The organism is Agrococcus sp. AC640b, from assembly GCF_979255995.1.
Genome location: NZ_CEEDMM010000029.1, coordinates 249,905 through 269,550 on the forward strand (window position 1 = coordinate 249,905; position 19,646 = coordinate 269,550).

Genomic DNA, 19,646 nt, shown 5'->3' on the forward strand with positions numbered 1-19,646 from the left:
TCCGCGCGTCCCGACCCGGTCATCCTGGCGGATGAGGTCGCTCGGCGTCGACGACCGACGTGCGTCAGACGATGCCGTGCGCGTGCGCGAACACGACCGCCTGCACGCGGTCGCGCAGGCCGAGCTTCTGCAGCATGCGCGACACGTGGGTCTTCACGGTCGTCTCGCTCACGAACTCGGTCTGCGCGATCTCCGAGTTCGACAGCCCACGTGCGACCTGCAGCAGGATCTCGTGCTCGCGCGGCGTGAGCGTCGCGAGCGACGCTGGCGGCGGCGCGGGCTGCTCGGCGTGCCTGGCCAGCAGCGTGCGCGTGGCAGAGGCTGCGACGACCTCGCTGCCGCCGTGCACGGCACGGACGGTCGCGAGCACGAGCTCGGGGTGCGCATCCTTCAGCAGGAAGCCGCTCGCCCCTGCGCGCAGGGCGCGCGCGACGGCCTCGTCGAGGTCGAAGGTCGTGAGCACGACGACGCGCGCTGCGCTGCCCGCCGCGACGATCTCGGTCGTCGCGTCGATGCCGTCGAGCACGGGCATGCGCACGTCCATCAGCACGATGTCGGGCTGCAGCCGCAGCGTCTCGCGCACCGCCTCTCGGCCGTCGCCCGCCTCGCCGACGACCTCGAGGTCGCGCTGGGAGTCGACGAGCATGCGCATGCCGCTGCGGAACAGGGCCTGGTCGTCGACGAGCAGGACGCGGATCATGCGGGTGCCTCCCAGCGCGGCAGCACGGCCCGGACGACCCAGGCGCCGCCGGAGGGTCCGACGTCGACGTGCCCTCCGGCGATCCTCGCACGCTCGCGCATTCCCACGAGGCCGTGGCCCGACTCCCCCGGCGCCTGGCGCAGCGCGTTGCGCACCGTGAGCTCGAGCTGCTCGCCGTGCACGATCGACACGAGCACGGGATGCGTGCGCGCGCCGTGTCGCAGGGCGTTCGTGAGCGCCTCCTGCACGATGCGGTACGCCGCGATGTCGGCGGCGCGCGGCAGCGGTCCCGGCACGCCCTGCTCGCGCACCTCGACCGCGAGCCCCGCGGCGCGCACGCGCTGCACGAGGGCGGGCAACGTCACGAGCGACGCGTCGGGGTCGGCCGCCTGGGCGTGGCGCAGCCGCTCGAGCAGTCCTCGCACGTCGCTGAGCGCCGACGACGCCGTCGCGGCGATCTGCTGCAGGCTCTCGTCCTTCGCCTCGGTCGAGTCGGCGTAGCGGGCTCCGTTGGCCTGTGCGATCACGACGGCGAGGGAGTGCGCGACGACGTCGTGCATGTCACGCGCGATGCCCGTGCGCTCCTGCTCGACCTCCGCGCGCTCCCGTTCGAGGCGCGTCTGCCGCGACAGCCCCTGGCTGCGCACGATCTCGCCGACCAGGATGCCGGTGACGAGCGCGAGGCCGAACAGCAGCGCGAACCCGAACGCGGCGAGCGCGAACGGGAAGAGCACGTCGACGAGGCCGCCGGAGAGCCCGACCCCGTAGCCGTAGCGCACGAACCAGACGGCCACGAGCGCGGCGCCCACGAGCGCGACCGTCGCGCCGAGCACGCGCTGCAGCCCGTCGCACCATCTGCCGACGGTGTACAGCAGCACGAGCACCTGGAACCACAGCGGCGTGAGCACCGTGAGTCCCGCGAGGATGAAGGCGACGCCCATCACGAGCGACGCGACGAGCGTGAGCATCGGCGCCGCCCTGCGCAGCGCGACGAGGCTGCCGAGCCCGAGCGCCGTGAGCAGCACCCACGGCAGCTCCGGACCGGCGCCGATGAGGATCGACGGCGCCCCCAGCAGGAACCCGAGCCCGACGGCGACGGAGACGTCGAACGTCAGCTGCAGACGCGTGAGGGAGCGGAGCACCCCATCACGCTACGGCGCTCGCGGCGTGCCCGCGCGGTCGGCGGTGCGGAATCATCCGCTCGGACGACGGTCGCCCGGGGACCGACGCGCGTGCACGACGAAGGGGGCCGGCGAGCGCCGGCCCCCTTGCGCATCCCACGTGTCGATCAGGCCTGCGCCTCCTGGTACGCACCCTGGATGACGGAGCCCCAGTACGGGCCGTACATCACGCCGGGCTGCGCGTCGTACCCGAAGCTGTTCACGGAGTTCTGCACGCCGCTCGGGCCCGAGCCGATGAACCAGGGGCCGCCGGAGGAGCCGCCGGTCATGTCGCAGCGCACGCCCTGCGACGTCGTGCCGCCGAGGGTGTCACGCGATGCGGTGCCCGCGCACTGCTGCAGCGTCTGACCATCGAATGGGCTCGCCGCCGGGTAGCCGTAGAGCGTGTACGACAGGCCCGTCGACTGGTTGAAGGAGACGCCGGACGCACCCACGGCGTCCGCGAGCGTGCTGCCGCCCTGGCTCGCGACGACCGCGAAGCCCGTGTCGTAGTTGATGTCGCCGCCGTCGGTCCACTGCGTGGGCGCGACGAGCTCGACCGCGGGCCACTGGCCGTAGGGCGCGCTGCCGTTCTCGTAGGCGGGGACGAAGACGAACTCGGAGGCGAAGTCGCCCGGGCCCTCGTTGAGGCAGTGGCCGGCGGTCGAGACCGTGTTGCCGTTGGCGGACGACACCGAGTTGGCCGAGCACACGTAGTCGAGCCCACCGATCGTGAAGAACACCTTGCCGATGTGCGACACCGGGCTCACCCGCGTCGCCTGGAGCACGGGCGCCTCTGCCGCGTACGTCGTCGCGGCGCCGTCGGGCACGCCTTGCTCGAGCTGGTCGATCTGGTCGATCACGAGCGTGTCTGCGGGCGTCGCGGCCTCCATGCGCTCGGGGCTCCACGCCGTCGCCGCCGCCGCGGTCTCGGCCGCGGGGACGCTGAACGCATCGACGTCGGCGTCAGCGGGGGCGGGTGCTGCGACCGCCATGCTGCTGCCGAACGCGAGCATCGCTCCTGCGATGGTCGCCGTGGTGATGGCCTGGATGCTGCGTCTCATAGGGATCGTGTCCTTCCGTCGACTCACCGGCCCAGCGCCGGTGTCGTCGATCCTGGACGGCGGCATTCCCGCGTGGCTCCGGTTTCGTGAGGATCGAGAAGCACTCCGTGCGCATCGAGAGATCTCTGCCACCGCCCCGGACGCGGGGCTATCCTGAGAAGGACGGCCACACCTGCTGAGCGAACCTCACACTTCCCCGAGGGATCGTCGAGTGTCCGCGCTCGTCGCAGCGCGCATGCGACGGCCCGTGCGCAACGCCGAGATCAGAGCCCGGGCTCAGAGCCTGCGCTCAGAGCCCGAAGCGTCCCAGCTGCTTCGGGTCGCCCTGCCACTCCTTGGCGATCTTCACGCGCAGGTCGAGGTGCACCTGCTGGCCGACGAGCGCCTCGATCTCGGCGCGCGCATCCTTGCCGATGCGCCGCAGCCGCTCGCCGCCTCGGCCGATGACGATGCCCTTCTGGCTGTCGCGCTCCACCCACAGGTTCGCGTACACGTCGGTGATGGGCTTGTCCTCGCGAGCGACGACGTCGTCGATCGTGACGATGATCGAGTGCGGCAGCTCGTCGCGCACGTCCTCGAGCGCCGCCTCGCGGATGAGCTCGGCGATGCGATCGTCGAGGCGCTCCTCCGTCGACGTCCCCGCGTCGTACAGCGGCGGCGACTCGGGCAGCAGCCGCGCGAGCTCGGTCAGGAGCACGTCGAGCTGCGAGCCCGACACCGACGAGATGGGGATGACGGCATCCCAGTCGCGCAGCGCCGCGATCTCGAGCAGCTGCTCGGCGACCCGCTCGCGCGAGGTCGCATCGACCTTCGTCACGAGCGCGACCTTGCGGGCGCCGGGGAAGCCCTCGAGCTGCTGGTCGATGTAGCGATCCCCGGGGCCGAGGCGCTCGTTGGCGGGCACGCAGAGGCAGATGACGTCGACGTCGCCGAGCGTCGTCTGCACGACGGCGTTGAGCCGCTTGCCCAGCAGCGTGCGCGGCTTGTGCATGCCGGGGGTGTCGACGATGACGATCTGCGCGTCCTCGAGGTGCACGATGCCGCGGATCGCCCGACGCGTCGTCTGCGGCTTCGACGACGTGATCGCGACCTTCTCGCCCACGAGGGCGTTCATGAGCGTCGACTTGCCCGCGTTCGGCCTGCCGACGAACGTCACGAATCCACTGCGATGCGTCATTCGGCCTCCACCTCCGCGGGCGCGAGCCGCTCCACGCGCACCCGCCCCGCCTCGCGTCCTCGACCGTCGATCCGCTCGACCGCGAGACGCAGCCCGTGCGTCTCGACGACGTCGCCCACCTCGGCGATGCGGCCGAGCGCCTTCTGCAGCAGCCCGCCGACGGAGTCCACGTCGTCGTCGTCGAGCTGCATCTCGAACAGGTCGCCGAGCTCGTCGATCTGCAGGCGCGCCGACACGACGAAGGTGCCGTCGCCGAGCGCCACCGCCTCGGAGCCGGCGCGATCGTGCTCGTCGTGGATGTCGCCGATGAGCTCCTCGATGAGGTCCTCGAGCGTCACGAGCCCTGCGATGCCGCCGTACTCGTCGACGACCATCGCCACGTGCACGCGTTCGAGCTGCATGTGCGCGAGCGTGTCGTCGGCCTTCTTCGACTCCGGCACGAGCAGCGCGACGCGCGCGAGCGAACGAGCGGTCTCCTGCTCGTCGGGACGCATCGTACGGCTGCGCACGACGTCGCGCAGGTACAGGATGCCCTCGATCTCGTCGAGCGACTCCCCCGCGACGGGCATGCGCGACAGCCCCGAGTCGAGGAAGCGGCGCAGCGCCTCCTCGGCCGTGAGGTCGGCCTCCGCCACGACCATGTCGGTCCTGGGCACCATGACCTCGCGCACGAACGTCTGGTTGAAGTCGAAGATCGAGTGGATGAGCTCGCGATCGTCCTCCTCCAGCACCGAGCGCGTCGTGGCCTCGTCGACCATCGACAGCAGCTGCTCCTCGCTCGTGAACGCCGTCTCGCGCTGCCTGCCGGGCGTGATGCGGTCGCCGACGGTCACGACGAGCGTCGCGAACGGGCCGAAGAGCACGCGCAGCGCACGGATGGGGCGCGCGCTGACCCGCAGCAGCGTGCGCGAGTTGGCGCGGCCGACCGCGCGGGGGCTCGTGCCCACGAGGATGAACGACGTCACGGCCATGATCGCCACGGCGACGACGAGCGCCCACCACCAGTCGAGCAGCCTCGTGAGGCCGATGGTCAGCAGCACGGCCGCCGTGGTCTCGAAGAGGATGCGACCGAACTGCACGACCATGACGTGGCCCGTGAGGTCGAGCGCGATGCCCTCGAGCGAGCCGCGCCCCCTGCCCTCGTGCGCCATCTCCTGCAGGTCGCGCGTGCTCGTGACGCCGAGCGCCGCATCGCACGCGGCGAGCCACGCGCCGACGACGACGAGCACCGCGGCGATCGCGAAGAGCGCGACCTCAAGCATCGGAGGCTCGGAACCGCGCGAGCAGCTCGTCCTGCAGCGCGAACATCTCGTCGCGCTCGGCGGGCTCGGCGTGGTCGAAGCCCAGCAGGTGCAGCATGCCGTGCGTCGTGAGCAGCTCGAGCTCGGCCATGAGCGAGTGGCCGGCGTCCGCGGCCTGCGCCTCCGCGACCTGCGGGCACAGCACGATGTCGCCCAGCATGCCCGCCGGCGTGGGCCGGTCGGCCGTGCCTGGCCGCAGCTCGTCCATCGGGAACGACAGCACGTCGGTGGGACCGGGCTCGTCCATCCACTGCACGTGCAGCTGCTCCATGGCGGCGACGTCGACGAGCACGACGCTCACCTCGGCCTCCGAGTGCACGAACAGGCCCTCGAGGTCGAACGACACCAGGCGTGCCAGGCGCGCCTCGTCGACGTCGACGCCCGACTCGTTCAGCACGTCGACGCTCATCGGCGGCCCTTCCGCTGCAGGTGCTCGCGGCGCTGCTCGCGCGTGCCGCCATCCTGCATCATGACGCGCGCCTCGTGGGCCGTGTACGCGTCGACGATGCGGCCGACGAGCGTGTGCCTGACGACGTCGGCGCTCGTGAGCTGCGAGAAGTGGATGTCGTCGATGCCGCCGAGCACGCGGCTCGCGACCTGCAGGCCGCTCGTGCCCTCCGGCAGGTCGATCTGCGTGATGTCGCCCGTGACGACCATGCGAGAGCCGAAGCCCAGGCGCGTGAGGAACATCTTCATCTGCTCGGGCGTCGTGTTCTGCGCCTCGTCGAGCACCACGAACGCGTCGTTGAGGGTTCGACCGCGCATGTACGCCAGCGGCGCGACCTCCACGACGCCCGTCGCGAGCAGCTTCGGCACGAGCTCGGGATCCATCATCTCGTTGAGCGCGTCGTACAGCGGTCGCAGGTACGGGTCGATCTTGTCGGTGAGCGTGCCCGGCAGGAAGCCGAGCCGCTCGCCCGCCTCGACGGCGGGGCGGGTGAGGATGATGCGCTGCACCTCGCGGCGCTGCAGCGCCTGCACGGCCTTCGCCATCGCCAGGTACGTCTTGCCGGTGCCGGCTGGGCCGATGCCGAACACGATCGTGTGCTCGCCGATCGCGTCGACGTAGGCGCGCTGCCCCTCCGTCTTCGCACGGATGCTCTTGCGCCCGGTCGACAGGATCGCGTCGCCTGCGACGTCGGCGAGGGTCACGGGCGAGTCCTCGCGGATGAGCCGTGCCCCCTCGCCCACCTCGGACTGCCCGAGGTCGGCGCCGTTCGCGACGAGGTCGGCGAGCTCGCGCACGAGTCGCTCGGCCTGCTCGACCTGCTCGGGGTCGCCGTCGAGCGTGACCTCGTTGCCGCGCACGACGACCGTCACCTCCGGGTACTCGCGCTCCAGGCGCGTCAGGAGGCGATCCTGCGGTCCGAGCAGCCGCACCATCTGGATGCCGTCGACGTGGATCTCGGCATGTGCGTCAGGCAAGGGACTCCTCGGTGAGGTCGGCGCCCGCGAGCACGTGCGCGTGGACGTGGAAGACGGTCTGGCCCGCCTGCTCGCCCGTGTTGAACACGAGCCGGAAGTCGCCATCCGCACGCTCGAGCGCGATCGCTCGCGCCGCACGCACCATGGCGGCGAGCAGGTCGGGGTCGCCTGCTGCGAGCTCGACGACGTCGCGGTAGCGGGCCGTCTTCGGCACGACGAGCACGTGCATCTCGGCCTTGGGCGCGATGTCGGTGAACGCGATGATCTCGTCGTCCTCGAGGACGATCTCCGCGGGGATCTCGCGGGCGACGATGCGCTCGAAGATGGTCTGCTCTGCCATGGCTCCAGCGTACTCGCGGGTCACCAGCGCCAGCGCGCGGCGAGCGCCGCGATCGCAGCCGGGCCCGCGGTGGAGGTGCGCACGACGTGGGGGCCCATGCGCACGCGCTCGCCTCCCAGGCGCTCGAGCTCGTCAGGGGCGATGCCACCCTCCGGCCCGACGACGAGCAGCATGTCGCGGCCGTCGGGCTCGAGCGTGGCGAGGGTCGCCTCGCCCGTGGGGTCGAGCACGACGAGCCGCCAGGTCGACGCGAGCGCGGCGAGCGCGCGCGTGTCGACGACGTCGAGCACGTCGGGCACGTGCGCGCGCAGCGACTGCTTGCCCGCCTCGCGCACGATCGTGCGCCACCGGGCGAGGGCCTTCGCCGACCGGTCGCCCTTCCACGCGACGATCGATCGCGACGCCTGCCACGGCACGATCGCGTCGACGCCGAGCTCGGTCGCCGCCTGGATGGCGAGCTCGGCACGGTCGCCCTTCGCGAGCGCCTGCGCGAGCCCGATGCGCGGCGTCGGGGCGGGCTCGTGGCGCATCGAGCGCACGACGAGCACGACCTCGGGGCGCACCTCGACGAAGTCGGCGTGGCACAGCGTGCCGTGCCCGTCGGCAACGAGCACGCGCTCGCCGACGCGCGCGCGGCTGACGGTCGCGGCGTGCCGCGCATCCTCCGCACCCAGCACCACGCGATCGCCCACCTCGACGTCGAGCTCGTCGACGTAGTAGCAGTGCGCCATCAGAAGCGGAGGAACCGATCACGGAGCTTCGAGAAGAGCCCCTGCTGGAACTGCGCCATGCGCGGCTCCGGCGGCTTCGTGCGGTGGCGCAGCTGCTCGAGCAGCTCGATCGACTTCCTGTCGAGCCGCGAGGGCGTCACGACCTGCACGCCCAGCTTGAGGTCGCCGCGGCCAGAGCCGCGCAGCCTGCCGACGCCACGGCCGGCGACCGTGAGCACGTCGGCGCTCTGCACGCCGGGCTCCACCGTCACCGTCACGGGACCGTCGATCGACTCGACGGTCGCCTCGGCGCCGAGCGCGGCATCGATCATCGACACCTCGAGGGTGCCGAGCAGGTCGTCGCCATCGCGGCTGAAGACGTCGTGGTGCTGCACGTGCACCTCGAGGAACAGCGTGCCGGGGTCGCCACCGGCCTCACCGACCTCGCCCTGACCGGGCAGCTGGATGCGCAGGCCCGTGTCGACGCCGGCGGGCACGTCGACGGGGATGGTGCGCTCGGCGCGCACGCGTCCGTGGCCGGCGCACGTGGGGCACGGGATGGGGATGACGGTGCCGTGGCCCTGGCAGGACCCGCACGGCTGGCTCGTGACCATGTTGCCGAGCAGCGAGCGCACCTGACGCTGCACGTGCCCGGAGCCCTGGCAGATGTCGCAGGTCTCCTCCCGCGTGCCCGGCGCCGTGCACCGGCCGCCGCACGTCTCGCACAGCACCGCCGTCTGCACGCGCAGGTCGCGGTGCACGCCGAAGACGACGTCGTGCAGGTCGAGGTCGAGCCGCAGCAGCGAGTCCTGGCCGGGTCGCCTGCGCGGCCTCGGCCCCTGCTGCCTGCCCGTGCCGCCGAAGAACTGCTCGAAGATGTCGCCCAGCCCGAAGCCGGCCGCCTGCGGGCCGCGGTCGTAGTCGGCACGCGACTGCGCATCCGAGAGCACGTCGTACGCGTGCGTGACCTCCTTGAACCGGTCGGCGGCGTCCGCCGACGGGTTCACGTCGGGATGCAGCTGTCGTGCGAGCTTGCGGTATGCACGCTTGATGTCGTCCTGGCTGGCCTCGCGGGGCACGCCCAGGACCTCGTAGTGATCGCTCATCGCTCCTCGTCGTCGAGCAGCCGGGTGAGGTACCGCGCGACGGCGCGGACGGCTGCCATGTTCGATGCGTAGTCCATGCGGGTGGGGCCGAGCACCCCGACTCGACCGGCCTCGTGACCGCCGGCGCCGTACGCGCCCGTCACGATCGACGTCTGCTCGAGGCCGTCGGCCATCTCGCGGCCGATGCGGGTGGCGACGGCCGTCGCCTCCGCATCCATCTCGCCGAAGAGGCGCAGCAGGGTGACCTGCTCCTCGATCGCCTCGAGCACGAGCGTCACCGAGCCCGACAGGTCGTGGCCGCCGCGCACGAGGTGCGAGGCGCCGGCGATGACGAGGCGGTCGCCCGCGGTGGGCGCGAGCACCTCGCCGAGCACGGCGACGAGCCGCGCCGTCGCGGCCTGCACCCCCGGCGCTGCGTCGTCGACGACGGCGACGAGCGCATCCTCGGCATCGGTGGTGGGCTTGCCTGCGACGGCGAGGTCGAGGGCGCGGCCGATGGCCTGGGCCGCCTCCGCGCCGATCTGCTGCCCCGCGTCGACCATGCGCTGCTCGACGCGACCCGTGTCGAGGATGACGACGAGCAGCAGCCGCCACTCGGCGAGCTGCACGACCTCGACGCGACGCACGCGTGCCTTCGCGACCGACGGGTACTGCGCGAGGGCCACCTGGTTCGTCAGCTGCGACAGCAGCCGCACCGTGCGCGCCATGACGTCGTCGAGGTCGTCGGCCTCGTCGAGGAACCGGGTGATCGCGACGCGCTGCGCCGCCGACAGCGGCTGCATGCCCTGCAGGCGGTCGACGAAGACGCGGTAGCCCTTGTCGGTGGGGATGCGGCCGGAGGAGGTGTGGGGCGCGACGATGAGCTCCGCCTCCTCCAGCAGCACCATGTCGTTGCGGATCGTCGCAGCGCTCACCCCGAAGGAGTGGCGCTCGACGATGGAGCGGGAGCCGACGGGCTCGCTCGAGGCGACGTAGTCGCGCACGATCGCCCGCAGCACCTCGAGGCCGCGATCCGTGACCATCGTCCCCCCTCGTCTGGCACTCGTCGTTCGTGACTGCCAATCGTACCGCGACGATGGGTGCGTTCTCAGCCTGCTGCGAGCAAGATGGATGCAGCCGCACCCGGCACCCGAGATCGAGAGGCCTCCCATGTCCGACTCCAACGGCCCCGCCGCGACGCCCGACGAGCCGCAGGCGCCCAGCTTCGGCGCACCCGAGCAGGGCGACGCACCGCAGGCGGCTCCCGCCCCGGGCGCGCCCGCCCAGCCCTTCTCGAGCCCCGCGCCCGTGCCGCCCGCCGCGCCGGCGCATGGCGCACCCGGCCAGCACCAGCCGCCGCAGGCGCCTCCGTACGGCGCACCGCAGGGCGCACCGGGCCAGCAGCAGCCGCAGTTCGGCGCGCCCGGCCAGCACCAGCCGCCGCAGGCGCCTCCGTACGGCGCACCGCAGCCCGGCCAGCCCGGGCCCGGCCAGTACGGTGCTCCGCAGTACGGCGCTCCCGGTCAGCCGCAGTACGCCGCGGGTGCCCCCATGACGCCGCAGGACGAGAAGCAGTGGGCGATGTTCGGCCACCTCGGCGGCATCGCATGGGTCCTCTACCTCGGTTGGCTCGGCCCGCTCATCGTCTTCCTCGTCTACAAGGACCGCAGCGCGTTCGTGAAGCAGGAGGCGAAGGAGGCGCTGAACTTCCAGCTCTTCATGACGATCCTCACCGTGGGACTCCTCGTGGTCGGCACGATCACGAGCTTCATCCTCATCGGATTCCTGTTCCTGTTCCTGGCCGTGGTGCCGCCGATCCTCGGCATCATCTTCGCGATCATCGGCGGCGTGCGCGTCAACGGCGGCGGCTCGTACCGCTACCCGTTCAACTGGCGCATCATCAAGTAGCCGTCACCGATCGACGCGACGGGCACCCCGAGGCGGGGTGCCCGTCGTCATGTCGAGGCGGTGAGCCGACGCACGACGGCGTCGGCGAGCAGGCGACCGGCGAGCGTCGGCACGACGCGGCCGCGCATCGCCGACGGGCCGTCGACGAGACCCTCGGCGATGAGGCCGGCGACCGCCGTGCGCCCGGCGTCGTCGAGCACGTCGACGGGCAGTCCGTCGCGGATGCGGGTCTCGAGCAGCACGCGCTCGACGCGGCGCGTGTCGGCATCGAGCTCCTCGCGTGCGAGCGCTGGCGACTCCCCCGTGGCGAGCCGCTGGGCGTACGCCGCGGGGTGCTTCACGTTCCACCAGCGCACGCCGCCGACGTGGCTGTGGGCGCCCGGGCCCACGCCCCACCAGTCCTCGCCGTGCCAGTACGACAGGTTGTGGCGCGACACGGCTCCGCCGCGCGCCCAGTTCGACACCTCGTACCACTCGTAGCCTGCTGCGCCGAGCGTCGCATCCGCGGCCTCGTACATCGCGGCGTGCAGGTCGTCGTCGACCGGCGCGACCTCGCCGCGACGGATCTGGCGCGCGAGCGCCGTGCCCGCCTCGACGATGAGCGCGTACGCCGAGAGGTGGTCGACGTCGTACGACAGCGCGGCGTCGAGCGAGCGCTGCCAGTCCTGCAGCGACTCGCCGGGCGTGCCGTAGATGAGGTCGACGCTCGCGTCGAGCCCGGCATCCCGCGCCCACGCCACGACCTGCGGCACGCGCTCGGGGTCGTGCGTGCGGTCGAGGGTGCGCAGCACGTGCGGCACGACCGACTGCATGCCGATGCTCACGCGCGTGAAGCCGGCGTCGGCGAGGGTGCGCAGGTCGGCGGCGTCGACGGAGTCGGGATTCGCCTCCGTCGTCACCTCGGCATCGTCGGCGAGGCCCCACGTCTCGCGCACCGTGTCGAGCATGCGGGCGAGGTCGCCTGGCGGCAGCAACGTGGGCGTGCCGCCGCCGACGAACACGGTCGACACGGGCCGACGCACCGCGGCGTCGTGGGTGGCGAGCTCGTCGAGCACACGGCCGGCGAGGGCGATCTCGGCGATCGCCTGGTCGGCGTAGTCCGCCTGCCTCGCGCCGCGCAGCTCGGTGGCCGTGTAGGTGTTGAAGTCGCAGTAGCCGCAGCGCACGCGGCAGAACGGCACGTGCAGGTACACGCCGAAGGCGCGCTCGCCAGCGCCGGATGCCGCGGATGCCGGCAGCAGGCCGTCGGTGGGCGCGGCGTCGCCGTCTGGCAGCGCGCCCATCAGCGTCCGCCCTGCGCTGCCGACGTCACGTGACGCGGATGCGACGCAGCGCGTCGAGGTAGCGCTGGTGGTAGCGCCGCTGGATGCGCAGCGTGATCGGTCCACCGAGCCGAGCCCACCACGCTGCCGGACGCGAGAGCACGCGGAGGTGAAAGTACACCGACTCGTCGTCGGCGAGCTCGACGAGCATGCGCTCCTCGCCGGCCTCCGGGTGCCCCTCGAGGGTGCCGAAGATCACGGCGTGCGTCGTCTCCTCGTCCTCGACGGCGATGACGCGGATGGGCGCGTGGATCTGCAGCGGGCCGACGCGGATGCGCTGCATCGCCGAGTCGCCCGGCTGCAGGAATGGCTCGCCGTCGGCTGCGAAGACCTGCTGCGCCTCCGTCGACGCCGCGCGTGCGGGGTCCTTGCCCTCGAACCCGACCGGCCGGTACGTCGAGCGGTCCGCGGTGGGGTGCACGTCGACCTCGACGCCGCTGAGCCGCTGCACGCGCCACGTGCGCAGCGCGGCGACGGCGGCGTCGTAGCGGGCACGGCCGTGGCCGATGCGGGCCCGCCGCGACACGAGCTCGAAGCCCTTGGGAGGGAATCGGTCGAAGTCGAAGTGGGCGGTGGCACCGATGATGCCGTAGTTCGCCGGGCGATCCGCCAGATCCCGCACTCCGCTGCTCCCACCTCGTCGACGGCACGTCCTGGTGGAGTGCCCCAGCGAGGATAGCGCGCATGCGCCGCTGCAGCACCAGCGGGTCCCGGCGCACCAGGAGCGCGCACGCCGGTCGCGTCCAGCACCGTCGTGCATCCTCGGAGCATGCGCCGTCTCCTCGTCCTCGTCGCCGCGCCCTGCGCGCTGCTGCTCGCAGGCTGCACCCTCGCGAGCCCAGCACCGTCGCCGTCGCCGTCGGCCGCGCCGTCGGCCGACGCGTGCGCGTCGAGCCCCGGGCCCGAGCTCGACCTCCCGACGGCGGTGCTGACGCCCGCCGACCTGTGCGCCGACGACGGCGACGCGTGGCAGTGGGGCGCGCTGCTGGGGTGGAACTGGCACGCCTCGAGCGCCCTGCGCAGCGACGACGCGGCGTGCGCGGCCGCGGCCCTGACGACCGAGAGCGTGCGGCAGGAGCTCGACGGGCGCTTCCGAGGGCTCGCGCCCAGCAGCGCAGGGCTCGTCGGCGAGCGCATCTCGGTCGCGGTGCTCGAGCAGCCCGCGCTCGCCGAGACGACGCTCGCGGCCCTCGAGTCGCTGCGGGATGCGTGCGCAGGCACGACGACCCAGCTCCCGCAGGGGCAGGAGGAGCGCATGGAGGCCCTCGAGGTCGGCGCGTGGCACGGCATCGCCCACCGCGAGCCCCTGCCGACCGACCCGATCGAGATCGAGACGTACTGGACCGAGCTCGACGGCGTCGTCGCCATCGTGCAGCTCGACGCCGCGCTCGGCCTGCAGGTGCGCGAGCGCATCCTCGAGCTGCAGCGCGACCGGCTCGAGACCCCAGCAGACGCGGTCGAGGCACCCGCCGACTGCGCTGCGAGCGCCGACGACGCGGGATTGGGCGCCTCCGACGTCGAGGTGACGGCCGCCGACCTGTGCGCGATCGACGAGCAGCCGTGGCTGCTTGGCATCGACCGGTTCCAGCTGCTCGACGCCGCCCCCTCCGACGCCGACGCGTGCGCAGCGTTCGACTGGGGCCCCGGCATCGCGCTCGACGGCATCCAGGCGGCGTCGGTGCGCGTCGCGGGCACCGACGGGTTCGACGCCGAGGCGATCGTCTTCACCACCGACGACCCCGCTGCCGCATCCGAGACCGCCGCGGGGCTCGAGCGCTACGCGGCCGCGTGCACGGGAGCGTCGACGGGCGACGGCCTCGTCGTCGATCGCATGCTCCCCCACGACGACGCGGACTGGTCGTCGATCGCGCTCGAGCGGACGCCGGCGGAGCCCGGCATGCTCGACCCGGCCGACGTCGTGCTGCGGTGGACCGTCGCCGACGGCGTCCTGGCGGTCGTCGAGACCGGCGAGGGCATGGCGGCAGGCGACGTCGAGCTGCTGCTCGACACGCAGCTCGACCGGCTGCGGTGAGCTACGACTCCTTGCGCTCGCCCGTCGAGAGCGCGGCGATGAACGCCTCCTGAGGGACCTCCACGCGACCGACCATCTTCATGCGCTTCTTGCCCTCCTTCTGCTTCTCGAGCAGCTTGCGCTTGCGGGTGATGTCGCCGCCGTAGCACTTCGCGAGCACGTCCTTGCGGATGGCCCGGATCGTCTCGCGCGCGATGATGCGCGCACCGATCGCAGCCTGGATGGGCACCTCGAACTGCTGACGCGGGATGAGCTCGCGCAGCTTGCCAGCCATGAGGGTGCCGTACGCGTACGCCTTCTCGCGGTGCACGATCGCGCTGAACGCGTCGACCTGCTCGCCCTGCAGCAGGATGTCGACCTTCACGAGATCGGCCTCCTGCGTGCCGTCGACCTCGTAGTCGAGCGACGCGTAGCCCTGCGTGCGCGACTTCAGCTGGTCGAAGAAGTCGAACACGATCTCGCCCAGCGGCAGCCGGTAGCGCAGCTCGACGCGGTCCTCCGAGAGGTACTCCATGCCCTGCAGCGTGCCGCGGCGCGTCTGGCACAGGTCCATGATCGTGCCGACGTAGTCCTTCGGCGCGAGCACCGTCGCGTTGACCATCGGCTCGATGACGCCGTCGATCTTGCCCTCAGGGAACTCCGACGGGTTCGTGACCGTGACGCTCTTGCGGTCCTCCGTGCGCACCTCGTAGAACACGCTCGGCGCCGTCGCGATGAGGTCGAGCCCGAACTCGCGCTGCAGCCGCTCGGAGATGATCTCGAGGTGCAGCAGGCCGAGGAAGCCGACGCGGAAGCCGAAGCCGAGCGCGACCGACGTCTCGGGCTCGTAGACGAGCGCCGCATCCGACAGCTTGAGCTTGTCGAGCGCCTCGCGCAGGTCGGGGTAGTCGCCGCCGTCGATCGGGTACAGGCCCGAGAAGACCATGGGCTTCGGGTCGGCGTAGCCCTGCAGCGCCTCGGTCGCACCGTGCCTGGCGCTCGTGACCGTGTCGCCCACCTTCGACTGGCGCACGTCCTTCACGCCCGTGATGAGGTAGCCGACCTCGCCGACCGACAGGCCCTTCGACGCGAGGGGCTCTGGGCTCGAGACGCCGATCTCGAGCAGCTCGTGCGTGGAGCCGGTCGACATCATCGTCACCTTCTCGCGCGGCTTCAGCGAGCCGTCGACCATGCGCACGTAGGTGACGACGCCGCGGTACGAGTCGTAGACGGAGTCGAAGATCATCGCGCGAGCGGGAGCGTCGACCTCGCCGCTGGGCGCAGGCACCGTGCGCACCACGCGGTCGAGCAGCGCCTCGACGCCCTCGCCCGTCTTGCCAGACACGCGCAGCACGTCGGAGGGGTCGCCGCCGATGAGGCCCGCGATCTCGGCCGCGTACTTCTCAGGGTCGGCAGCCGGCAGGTCGATCTTGTTGAGGACGGGGATGATCTCGAGGTCGTTCGCCATCGCCAGATACAGGTTCGCGAGCGTCTGCGCCTCGATGCCCTGCGCGGCGTCGACGAGCAGGATCGCGCCCTCGCATGCGGCGAGCGACCGCGACACCTCGTACGTGAAGTCGACGTGGCCAGGCGTGTCGATCATGTTGAGCGCGAACGTCTCGCCGTCGAGATCCCACGGCATGCGCACGGCCTGCGACTTGATCGTGATGCCGCGCTCGCGCTCGATGTCCATGCGGTCGAGGTACTGCGCACGCATGGCACGCGAGTCGACGACGCCCGTTAGCTGCAGCATGCGGTCGGCGAGCGTCGACTTGCCGTGGTCGATGTGCGCGATGATGCAGAAGTTGCGAATGCGCTCGGGTGCGGTCGAGGCGGGCTCGAGAGCGAGGGACGAGCGGGGCACGGTGCTCCTGGGGATCACGGGTCGATGCGGACCCTCCATCCTCTCACGCGCGTCGCGGCCGCCGCGTTCGAGGGCGCACGGTCGGCGCTCACGGCGACACCGCTGCGGTGCGCGTCGTCCGCATCGCGCGACGCGCCCCGCGTGCGTTGGCGCGGCCGTCGCCCGCCTGGTAAAGTCCTCTGTTGGCTTCCATGCGTCGCGCCCTCTTCCGCGATCGCGTGTCCGGGGCCACGAGCGAGGCGGGTCCCACACCCTCCTTGCCGCCAGCCCCACAGGCAATCACGACCGAAGGAATCACCATGGCGAACATCAAGTCGCAGATCAAGCGCATCCTCACCAACGAGAAGGCGACGCAGCGCAACCGCGCCGTCAAGAGCGAGCTGCGCACGCACGTCCGCGCCACGAAGGCGGCCATCACGGCCGGCGACAAGGCCGCCGCGGCGACCGCGCTGCAGCAGGCGTCGCGCAAGCTGGACAAGGCCGTGAGCAAGGGCGTCATCCACGAGAACCAGGCCGCGAACCGCAAGTCGTCGCTCGCGAAGCAGGTCGCCGCGCTCTGATCGAGCACGCATCGTGAGGGAGGGACGGGCCGCGAGGCCCGTCCCTTCGTCGTTCCCAGGGGTCTCGACGCGCGGTGCACGAGGCTGGTCGCATGCCCGCCCCCGTGACGCTGCAGCTGCTGCGCCCGCGGGAGGTCGTCGCGCTCCGCCTCCTCACGGCCGGATCCGCTGCCTCCACCGCCGCGGGTGCCATCGTGCTCGCGCTGCACGGCCGTGACGCACCCGCGACGCTCGCGAGCCTCCTCCTCGTGACGTTCGGCGGAGCGCTGCTCGTCGCGACGCTCGTGACGCTGCTGCCATGGACGCATCGCGTCGTCGTCGCCCACGACCGCATCCATCTGCATCGCGTGCTGCTCCCCGCACGACACGTCGACCGGCACGACGTCGCGCGCTGCGTCGTCGCGGTGGTCGAGCAGCCCGCGCGCCTCGGGCACGTGACCGCGCGACGCCTCGTGCTCGTCGGCGCGGATGGTCGCGCGCTCGGCTTCACCTCGTGGTCGTCTGCTCGCGTGCCGTGGCGGGAGGTGCTCGCTCGCTCGTCGATCGCCGTGGAGGAGCGCACGGGCGTCCGCTCGGCGCTCGCGCTCGAGCGCGACCTGCCAGCCTCGACCACGTGGTTCGAGCGTCGCGTCCGGCACGTGCTGGTCGCGCTCATCATCGCCGCGGTGGTCGTGGTGGCGGCGCTCGTCGTCGGCTGAGCGCGTCGCTCAGGACGCGAGGATGCGCACCATGCGCTCGAGCGCGTGCATGGGGCTGCGCTGCGCACCCTTCACGGCATGGTCGGTCTCGGCGATGAGGACGATGGCGTGGCCGAGGCGCTCGTCGGAGTACCGCTGCAGGTCGCGGCGCGCATTGCGCACCTGCCACGGCGCCATGCCGAGCGTCTTCGCCGCCTGCCCCTCGGATGCGTGCGTCGTCGAGACCTTCGCCAGCTGCCGGAACCGCATCGCGAACGCAGCGACGACGGGCACGGGGTCGGCGCCCGAGGCGATCGCGTGCCGCAGCCGCACGAGCGCTCCCGCCGCATCGCCCATGACCACGGCGTCGGCGACGTCGAAGGCCGTCGTCTCGACGTGGCCCGCGTAGTACTCGCGCACGGTCGTGTCGGTGATCTCGCCCTGCGTGTCCTGCACGAGCTGGCTGCAGGCGGAGGCGAGCTCGCCGAGGTCCTTCGCGAAGGCCTCTGCGAGCGCGCGCAGCGCACCCTGCGTCACCGTGCGCCCCTCCCCCTGGATCTCGGCGCGCGCGAACGCGATGCGGTCGGCGTCCTTCACGATCGGCAGGCACGGGATCTCGACGTGCGCCTTCCTAACCGCGTCGAGCAGGCGCTTGCCGCGCACGCTCGAGCCGTCATGGCGCAGCACGAGCGTGGTCTCGGGCACGGGATTCGCGACGTACGCGAGCGCCTCCTCGAGGAAGGCGTCGCTCGTGGCCTGCACGCGCGTGACGCGGATGAGCCGCGGCTCGCCGAACAGCGAGGGGCTCGCGAGCTGGATGAGCGTGCCCGGCGTGTACTGGTCGGCGTCGACGTCGCTGATCTCGAGGGCCGGATCCTCGTGGGCGAGGATCGAGCGGATGCGCGCCGTGGCGCGCTGCGCGAGGTACTCCTCCTTGCCGGAGACGAGCACGACGGGTGCCGGCGCCGCTGCATCCCACGTCATCTGCCTCGGCATGCCTCCAGCGTAGGCGGAACCGCGGACCTGGATGGACGTCGGCAGGAGCGTGCAGCGTATTGTCACATATGAGCGATACGTGTCATCATCGGCGAGGATGTCGCCACCGCGAGAGGAGTCGCCCGTGTCGAGCTGGCCGGAGCACACGTCTCGTACCGTGCCTTGGACGAGCGCGTCTCGCCGAGGCACCCGCGAAGACCGAATGCTCGCCGAAGTCACGGTCTCGGTGCCACCGCTGATCGCCGACCTCACGCTGACGGATGCACCAGGACGCGACCTCGCGCGGGCCCGCTACGAGGCGGGCGACCTCGAGCGCATCGCAGGCACGATCCTCAGCCCGCTCGCGGGCTTCCTGATCCGCATGGAGTCGGTCGCCTCCAGCCGCATCGAGCACGTCGAGGCCTCCCCCGTGGCCTTCGCGCGAGCCATCGGGGGCCTCAAGGAGAACGCCTCGGCGATGTCGATGGTGGCGGCCGGCACCGCGATCACGCGCCTCATCGACGCGTCTGCCGACACGATCACGCTCGACGAGATCCTCGCCGCGCATGCGACGCTGATGCACGACGACCCGGACGCAGCCGAGCGCCAGCATGCGGGCCGAGTCCGTGACGCCCAGAACTGGATAGGCGGGTCGCAGCACACGCCGCGGAACGCCCTCTACGTCCCGCCACCGCCAGAGCTCGTCCACGGCCTCCTCGACGACCTGATCGCATTCTCGAACCGTGACGACCTGGAGCCGATCACGCAGGCCGCGCTCGCGCACGCCCAGTTCGAGAGCATCCACCCCTTCACCGACGGGAACGGCCGCATCGGCCGAGCGCTCATCGGCGCGATCCTGCGCCGCCGCGGCGTGACGCCCCGCACGGTGCTCCCGGTCGCAAGCGCACTCGCCGCGGACACGCAGCACTACTTCTCCCTGCTGACGGCGTACCGGTCAGGTGACACCGTCCCGATCGTCACCGACCTCGCGCTCAGCGTCGAGGCAGCCGCACGGGAGGCCCGTGGGACTGCGCGCGCCTTCGCCCGGTACGAGGAGGCCTGGCGCGACGACGTCCAGCCCCGCGCCGGCAGCGCGGCCGACGCCATCCTGCCTGCGCTGCTGGCGCTTCCCGTCTTCACCATCGAGCAGCTCGCCGCGGCCACGGGCATCCCCGAGCGCAGCGTCTACCGCGGCGTCGAGACCCTCGTGCAGCACCGCGTCGTCGAAGCCGTCACCGAACGCGTCCGCGGACGCGCCTACGCGGCGATGGATCTGCTCGACGAGTTCGAGGACCTCGACACGAGGATCCGGGAACGCATCACGCGACTCCGCGACACCTGATCACCCAGTCGCCAGGCGGCACGTT

At 72.0% G+C, this 19,646-nt stretch carries 20 protein-coding genes; 5 read left to right on the forward strand and 15 right to left on the reverse strand.

The features are described 5' to 3' along the window. Nucleotides 1-64: 64 nt before the first annotated feature. The 11 genes from ACZ6H8_RS12845 to hrcA form a co-directional block, all read right to left on the reverse strand. Nucleotides 65-700 (reverse strand): response regulator, encoded by a 636-nt coding sequence (locus ACZ6H8_RS12845; RefSeq protein ID WP_464147238.1) that lies wholly within the window; start codon nt 698-700, stop codon nt 65-67. Continuing rightward, complete coding sequence (locus tag ACZ6H8_RS12850; RefSeq protein ID WP_464147239.1) at nt 697-1,842, reverse strand: sensor histidine kinase; 1,146 nt, start codon at nt 1,840-1,842, stop codon at nt 697-699. The genes ACZ6H8_RS12845 and ACZ6H8_RS12850 overlap by 4 nt, the downstream gene beginning before the upstream one ends. 146 nt (nt 1,843-1,988) lie before the next feature. Further along, the gene (locus ACZ6H8_RS12855) at nt 1,989-2,924 is read right to left on the reverse strand and encodes a trypsin-like serine peptidase (protein WP_464147240.1); all 936 of its coding nucleotides are present in this window, start codon (nt 2,922-2,924) and stop codon (nt 1,989-1,991) included. 289 nt (nt 2,925-3,213) lie between these two features. After that, nucleotides 3,214-4,101 (reverse strand): GTPase Era, encoded by an 888-nt coding sequence (gene era, locus ACZ6H8_RS12860; RefSeq protein WP_464147242.1) that lies wholly within the window; start codon nt 4,099-4,101, stop codon nt 3,214-3,216. Beyond that, nucleotides 4,098-5,363 (reverse strand): hemolysin family protein, encoded by a 1,266-nt coding sequence (locus ACZ6H8_RS12865; protein WP_464147243.1) that lies wholly within the window; start codon nt 5,361-5,363, stop codon nt 4,098-4,100. The genes era and ACZ6H8_RS12865 overlap by 4 nt, the downstream gene beginning before the upstream one ends. Continuing rightward, complete coding sequence (gene ybeY, locus ACZ6H8_RS12870; protein ID WP_464147244.1) at nt 5,356-5,811, reverse strand: rRNA maturation RNase YbeY; 456 nt, start codon at nt 5,809-5,811, stop codon at nt 5,356-5,358. Before ybeY ends, ACZ6H8_RS12865 begins: the two co-directional genes overlap by 8 nt. After that, nucleotides 5,808-6,785 carry a PhoH family protein gene (locus ACZ6H8_RS12875; protein WP_464147303.1) on the reverse strand — a complete coding sequence of 326 codons (978 nt, stop codon included), beginning with the start codon at nt 6,783-6,785 and terminating at the stop codon, nt 5,808-5,810. The genes ybeY and ACZ6H8_RS12875 overlap by 4 nt, the downstream gene beginning before the upstream one ends. 34 nt (nt 6,786-6,819) lie before the next feature. Next, the gene (locus tag ACZ6H8_RS12880) at nt 6,820-7,167 is read right to left on the reverse strand and encodes a histidine triad nucleotide-binding protein (protein ID WP_464147245.1); all 348 of its coding nucleotides are present in this window, start codon (nt 7,165-7,167) and stop codon (nt 6,820-6,822) included. 20 nt (nt 7,168-7,187) lie between these two features. Further along, complete coding sequence (locus tag ACZ6H8_RS12885; protein WP_464147246.1) at nt 7,188-7,898, reverse strand: 16S rRNA (uracil(1498)-N(3))-methyltransferase; 711 nt, start codon at nt 7,896-7,898, stop codon at nt 7,188-7,190. After that, nucleotides 7,898-8,983 (reverse strand): DnaJ C-terminal domain-containing protein, encoded by a 1,086-nt coding sequence (locus ACZ6H8_RS12890; protein ID WP_464147247.1) that lies wholly within the window; start codon nt 8,981-8,983, stop codon nt 7,898-7,900. Before ACZ6H8_RS12890 ends, ACZ6H8_RS12885 begins: the two co-directional genes overlap by 1 nt. Then, a complete protein-coding gene (gene hrcA, locus ACZ6H8_RS12895; RefSeq protein ID WP_464147248.1) occupies nt 8,980-10,005 on the reverse strand; it encodes a heat-inducible transcriptional repressor HrcA in 1,026 nt (341 codons plus the stop codon). The genes ACZ6H8_RS12890 and hrcA overlap by 4 nt, the downstream gene beginning before the upstream one ends. 127 nt (nt 10,006-10,132) lie before the next feature. On the opposite strand from hrcA, the gene ACZ6H8_RS12900 reads away from it, so the two are divergent. Beyond that, complete coding sequence (locus ACZ6H8_RS12900) at nt 10,133-10,870, forward strand: DUF4870 domain-containing protein (RefSeq protein WP_464147249.1); 738 nt, start codon at nt 10,133-10,135, stop codon at nt 10,868-10,870. Nucleotides 10,871-10,917: 47 nt separating this feature from the next. Here the strand turns inward: ACZ6H8_RS12900 and hemW are convergent, their stop codons facing one another. Together hemW and ACZ6H8_RS12910 are read right to left on the reverse strand one after the other, a co-directional pair. Further along, nucleotides 10,918-12,156, reverse strand: a complete 1,239-nt coding sequence (gene hemW, locus ACZ6H8_RS12905) for a radical SAM family heme chaperone HemW (protein WP_464147304.1) — start codon at nt 12,154-12,156, stop codon at nt 10,918-10,920. A 22-nt stretch (nt 12,157-12,178) separates the two neighbouring features. Continuing rightward, the gene (locus tag ACZ6H8_RS12910; protein ID WP_464147250.1) at nt 12,179-12,814 is read right to left on the reverse strand and encodes a DUF1990 family protein; all 636 of its coding nucleotides are present in this window, start codon (nt 12,812-12,814) and stop codon (nt 12,179-12,181) included. Between the two features lie 147 nt (nt 12,815-12,961). Here ACZ6H8_RS12910 and ACZ6H8_RS12915 point away from each other — a divergent pair, with 147 nt between their 5' ends. After that, complete coding sequence (locus ACZ6H8_RS12915) at nt 12,962-14,224, forward strand: hypothetical protein (RefSeq protein WP_464147252.1); 1,263 nt, start codon at nt 12,962-12,964, stop codon at nt 14,222-14,224. A gap of 1 nt (nt 14,225) precedes the next feature. Here the strand turns inward: ACZ6H8_RS12915 and lepA are convergent, their stop codons facing one another. Further along, nucleotides 14,226-16,067, reverse strand: a complete 1,842-nt coding sequence (gene lepA, locus ACZ6H8_RS12920; RefSeq protein WP_464147254.1) for a translation elongation factor 4 — start codon at nt 16,065-16,067, stop codon at nt 14,226-14,228. Between the two features lie 299 nt (nt 16,068-16,366). On the opposite strand from lepA, the gene rpsT reads away from it, so the two are divergent. Beyond that, nucleotides 16,367-16,627: a 30S ribosomal protein S20 gene (rpsT, locus tag ACZ6H8_RS12925; protein ID WP_464147255.1), complete on the forward strand. Its 261-nt coding sequence runs from the start codon at nt 16,367-16,369 to the stop codon at nt 16,625-16,627. Nucleotides 16,628-16,719: 92 nt separating this feature from the next. Further along, the gene (locus ACZ6H8_RS12930; RefSeq protein WP_464147256.1) at nt 16,720-17,325 is read left to right on the forward strand and encodes a hypothetical protein; all 606 of its coding nucleotides are present in this window, start codon (nt 16,720-16,722) and stop codon (nt 17,323-17,325) included. 9 nt (nt 17,326-17,334) lie between these two features. Here ACZ6H8_RS12930 and holA read toward each other — a convergent pair whose 3' ends face one another. Next, the gene (gene holA, locus ACZ6H8_RS12935) at nt 17,335-18,300 is read right to left on the reverse strand and encodes a DNA polymerase III subunit delta (RefSeq protein ID WP_464147258.1); all 966 of its coding nucleotides are present in this window, start codon (nt 18,298-18,300) and stop codon (nt 17,335-17,337) included. 226 nt (nt 18,301-18,526) lie between these two features. On the opposite strand from holA, the gene ACZ6H8_RS12940 reads away from it, so the two are divergent. Continuing rightward, nucleotides 18,527-19,621, forward strand: a complete 1,095-nt coding sequence (locus ACZ6H8_RS12940; RefSeq protein WP_464147259.1) for a Fic family protein — start codon at nt 18,527-18,529, stop codon at nt 19,619-19,621. Nucleotides 19,622-19,646 lie beyond the last annotated feature (25 nt).

Bases quoted from the DNA above. Each gene is read 5' to 3' on its own strand.
- ACZ6H8_RS12855 (WP_464147240.1), bottom strand. From the start codon at position 2,924: ATGAGACGCAGCATCCAGGCCATCACCACGGCGACCATCGCAGGAGCG.
- rpsT (WP_464147255.1), top strand. From the start codon at position 16,367: ATGGCGAACATCAAGTCGCAGATCAAGCGCATCCTCACCAACGAGAAG.
- ACZ6H8_RS12885 (WP_464147246.1), bottom strand. From the start codon at position 7,898: ATGGCGCACTGCTACTACGTCGACGAGCTCGACGTCGAGGTGGGCGAT.
- ACZ6H8_RS12875 (WP_464147303.1), bottom strand. From the start codon at position 6,785: ATGGTGCGGCTGCTCGGACCGCAGGATCGCCTCCTGACGCGCCTGGAG.
- ACZ6H8_RS12865 (WP_464147243.1), bottom strand. From the start codon at position 5,363: ATGCTTGAGGTCGCGCTCTTCGCGATCGCCGCGGTGCTCGTCGTCGTC.
- ybeY (WP_464147244.1), bottom strand. From the start codon at position 5,811: ATGAGCGTCGACGTGCTGAACGAGTCGGGCGTCGACGTCGACGAGGCG.
- ACZ6H8_RS12845 (WP_464147238.1), bottom strand. From the start codon at position 700: ATGATCCGCGTCCTGCTCGTCGACGACCAGGCCCTGTTCCGCAGCGGC.
- era (WP_464147242.1), bottom strand. From the start codon at position 4,101: ATGACGCATCGCAGTGGATTCGTGACGTTCGTCGGCAGGCCGAACGCG.
- ACZ6H8_RS12930 (WP_464147256.1), top strand. From the start codon at position 16,720: ATGCCCGCCCCCGTGACGCTGCAGCTGCTGCGCCCGCGGGAGGTCGTC.
- ACZ6H8_RS12900 (WP_464147249.1), top strand. From the start codon at position 10,133: ATGTCCGACTCCAACGGCCCCGCCGCGACGCCCGACGAGCCGCAGGCG.
- holA (WP_464147258.1), bottom strand. From the start codon at position 18,300: ATGCCGAGGCAGATGACGTGGGATGCAGCGGCGCCGGCACCCGTCGTG.
- ACZ6H8_RS12880 (WP_464147245.1), bottom strand. From the start codon at position 7,167: ATGGCAGAGCAGACCATCTTCGAGCGCATCGTCGCCCGCGAGATCCCC.
- ACZ6H8_RS12915 (WP_464147252.1), top strand. From the start codon at position 12,962: ATGCGCCGTCTCCTCGTCCTCGTCGCCGCGCCCTGCGCGCTGCTGCTC.
- ACZ6H8_RS12890 (WP_464147247.1), bottom strand. From the start codon at position 8,983: ATGAGCGATCACTACGAGGTCCTGGGCGTGCCCCGCGAGGCCAGCCAG.
- hrcA (WP_464147248.1), bottom strand. From the start codon at position 10,005: ATGGTCACGGATCGCGGCCTCGAGGTGCTGCGGGCGATCGTGCGCGAC.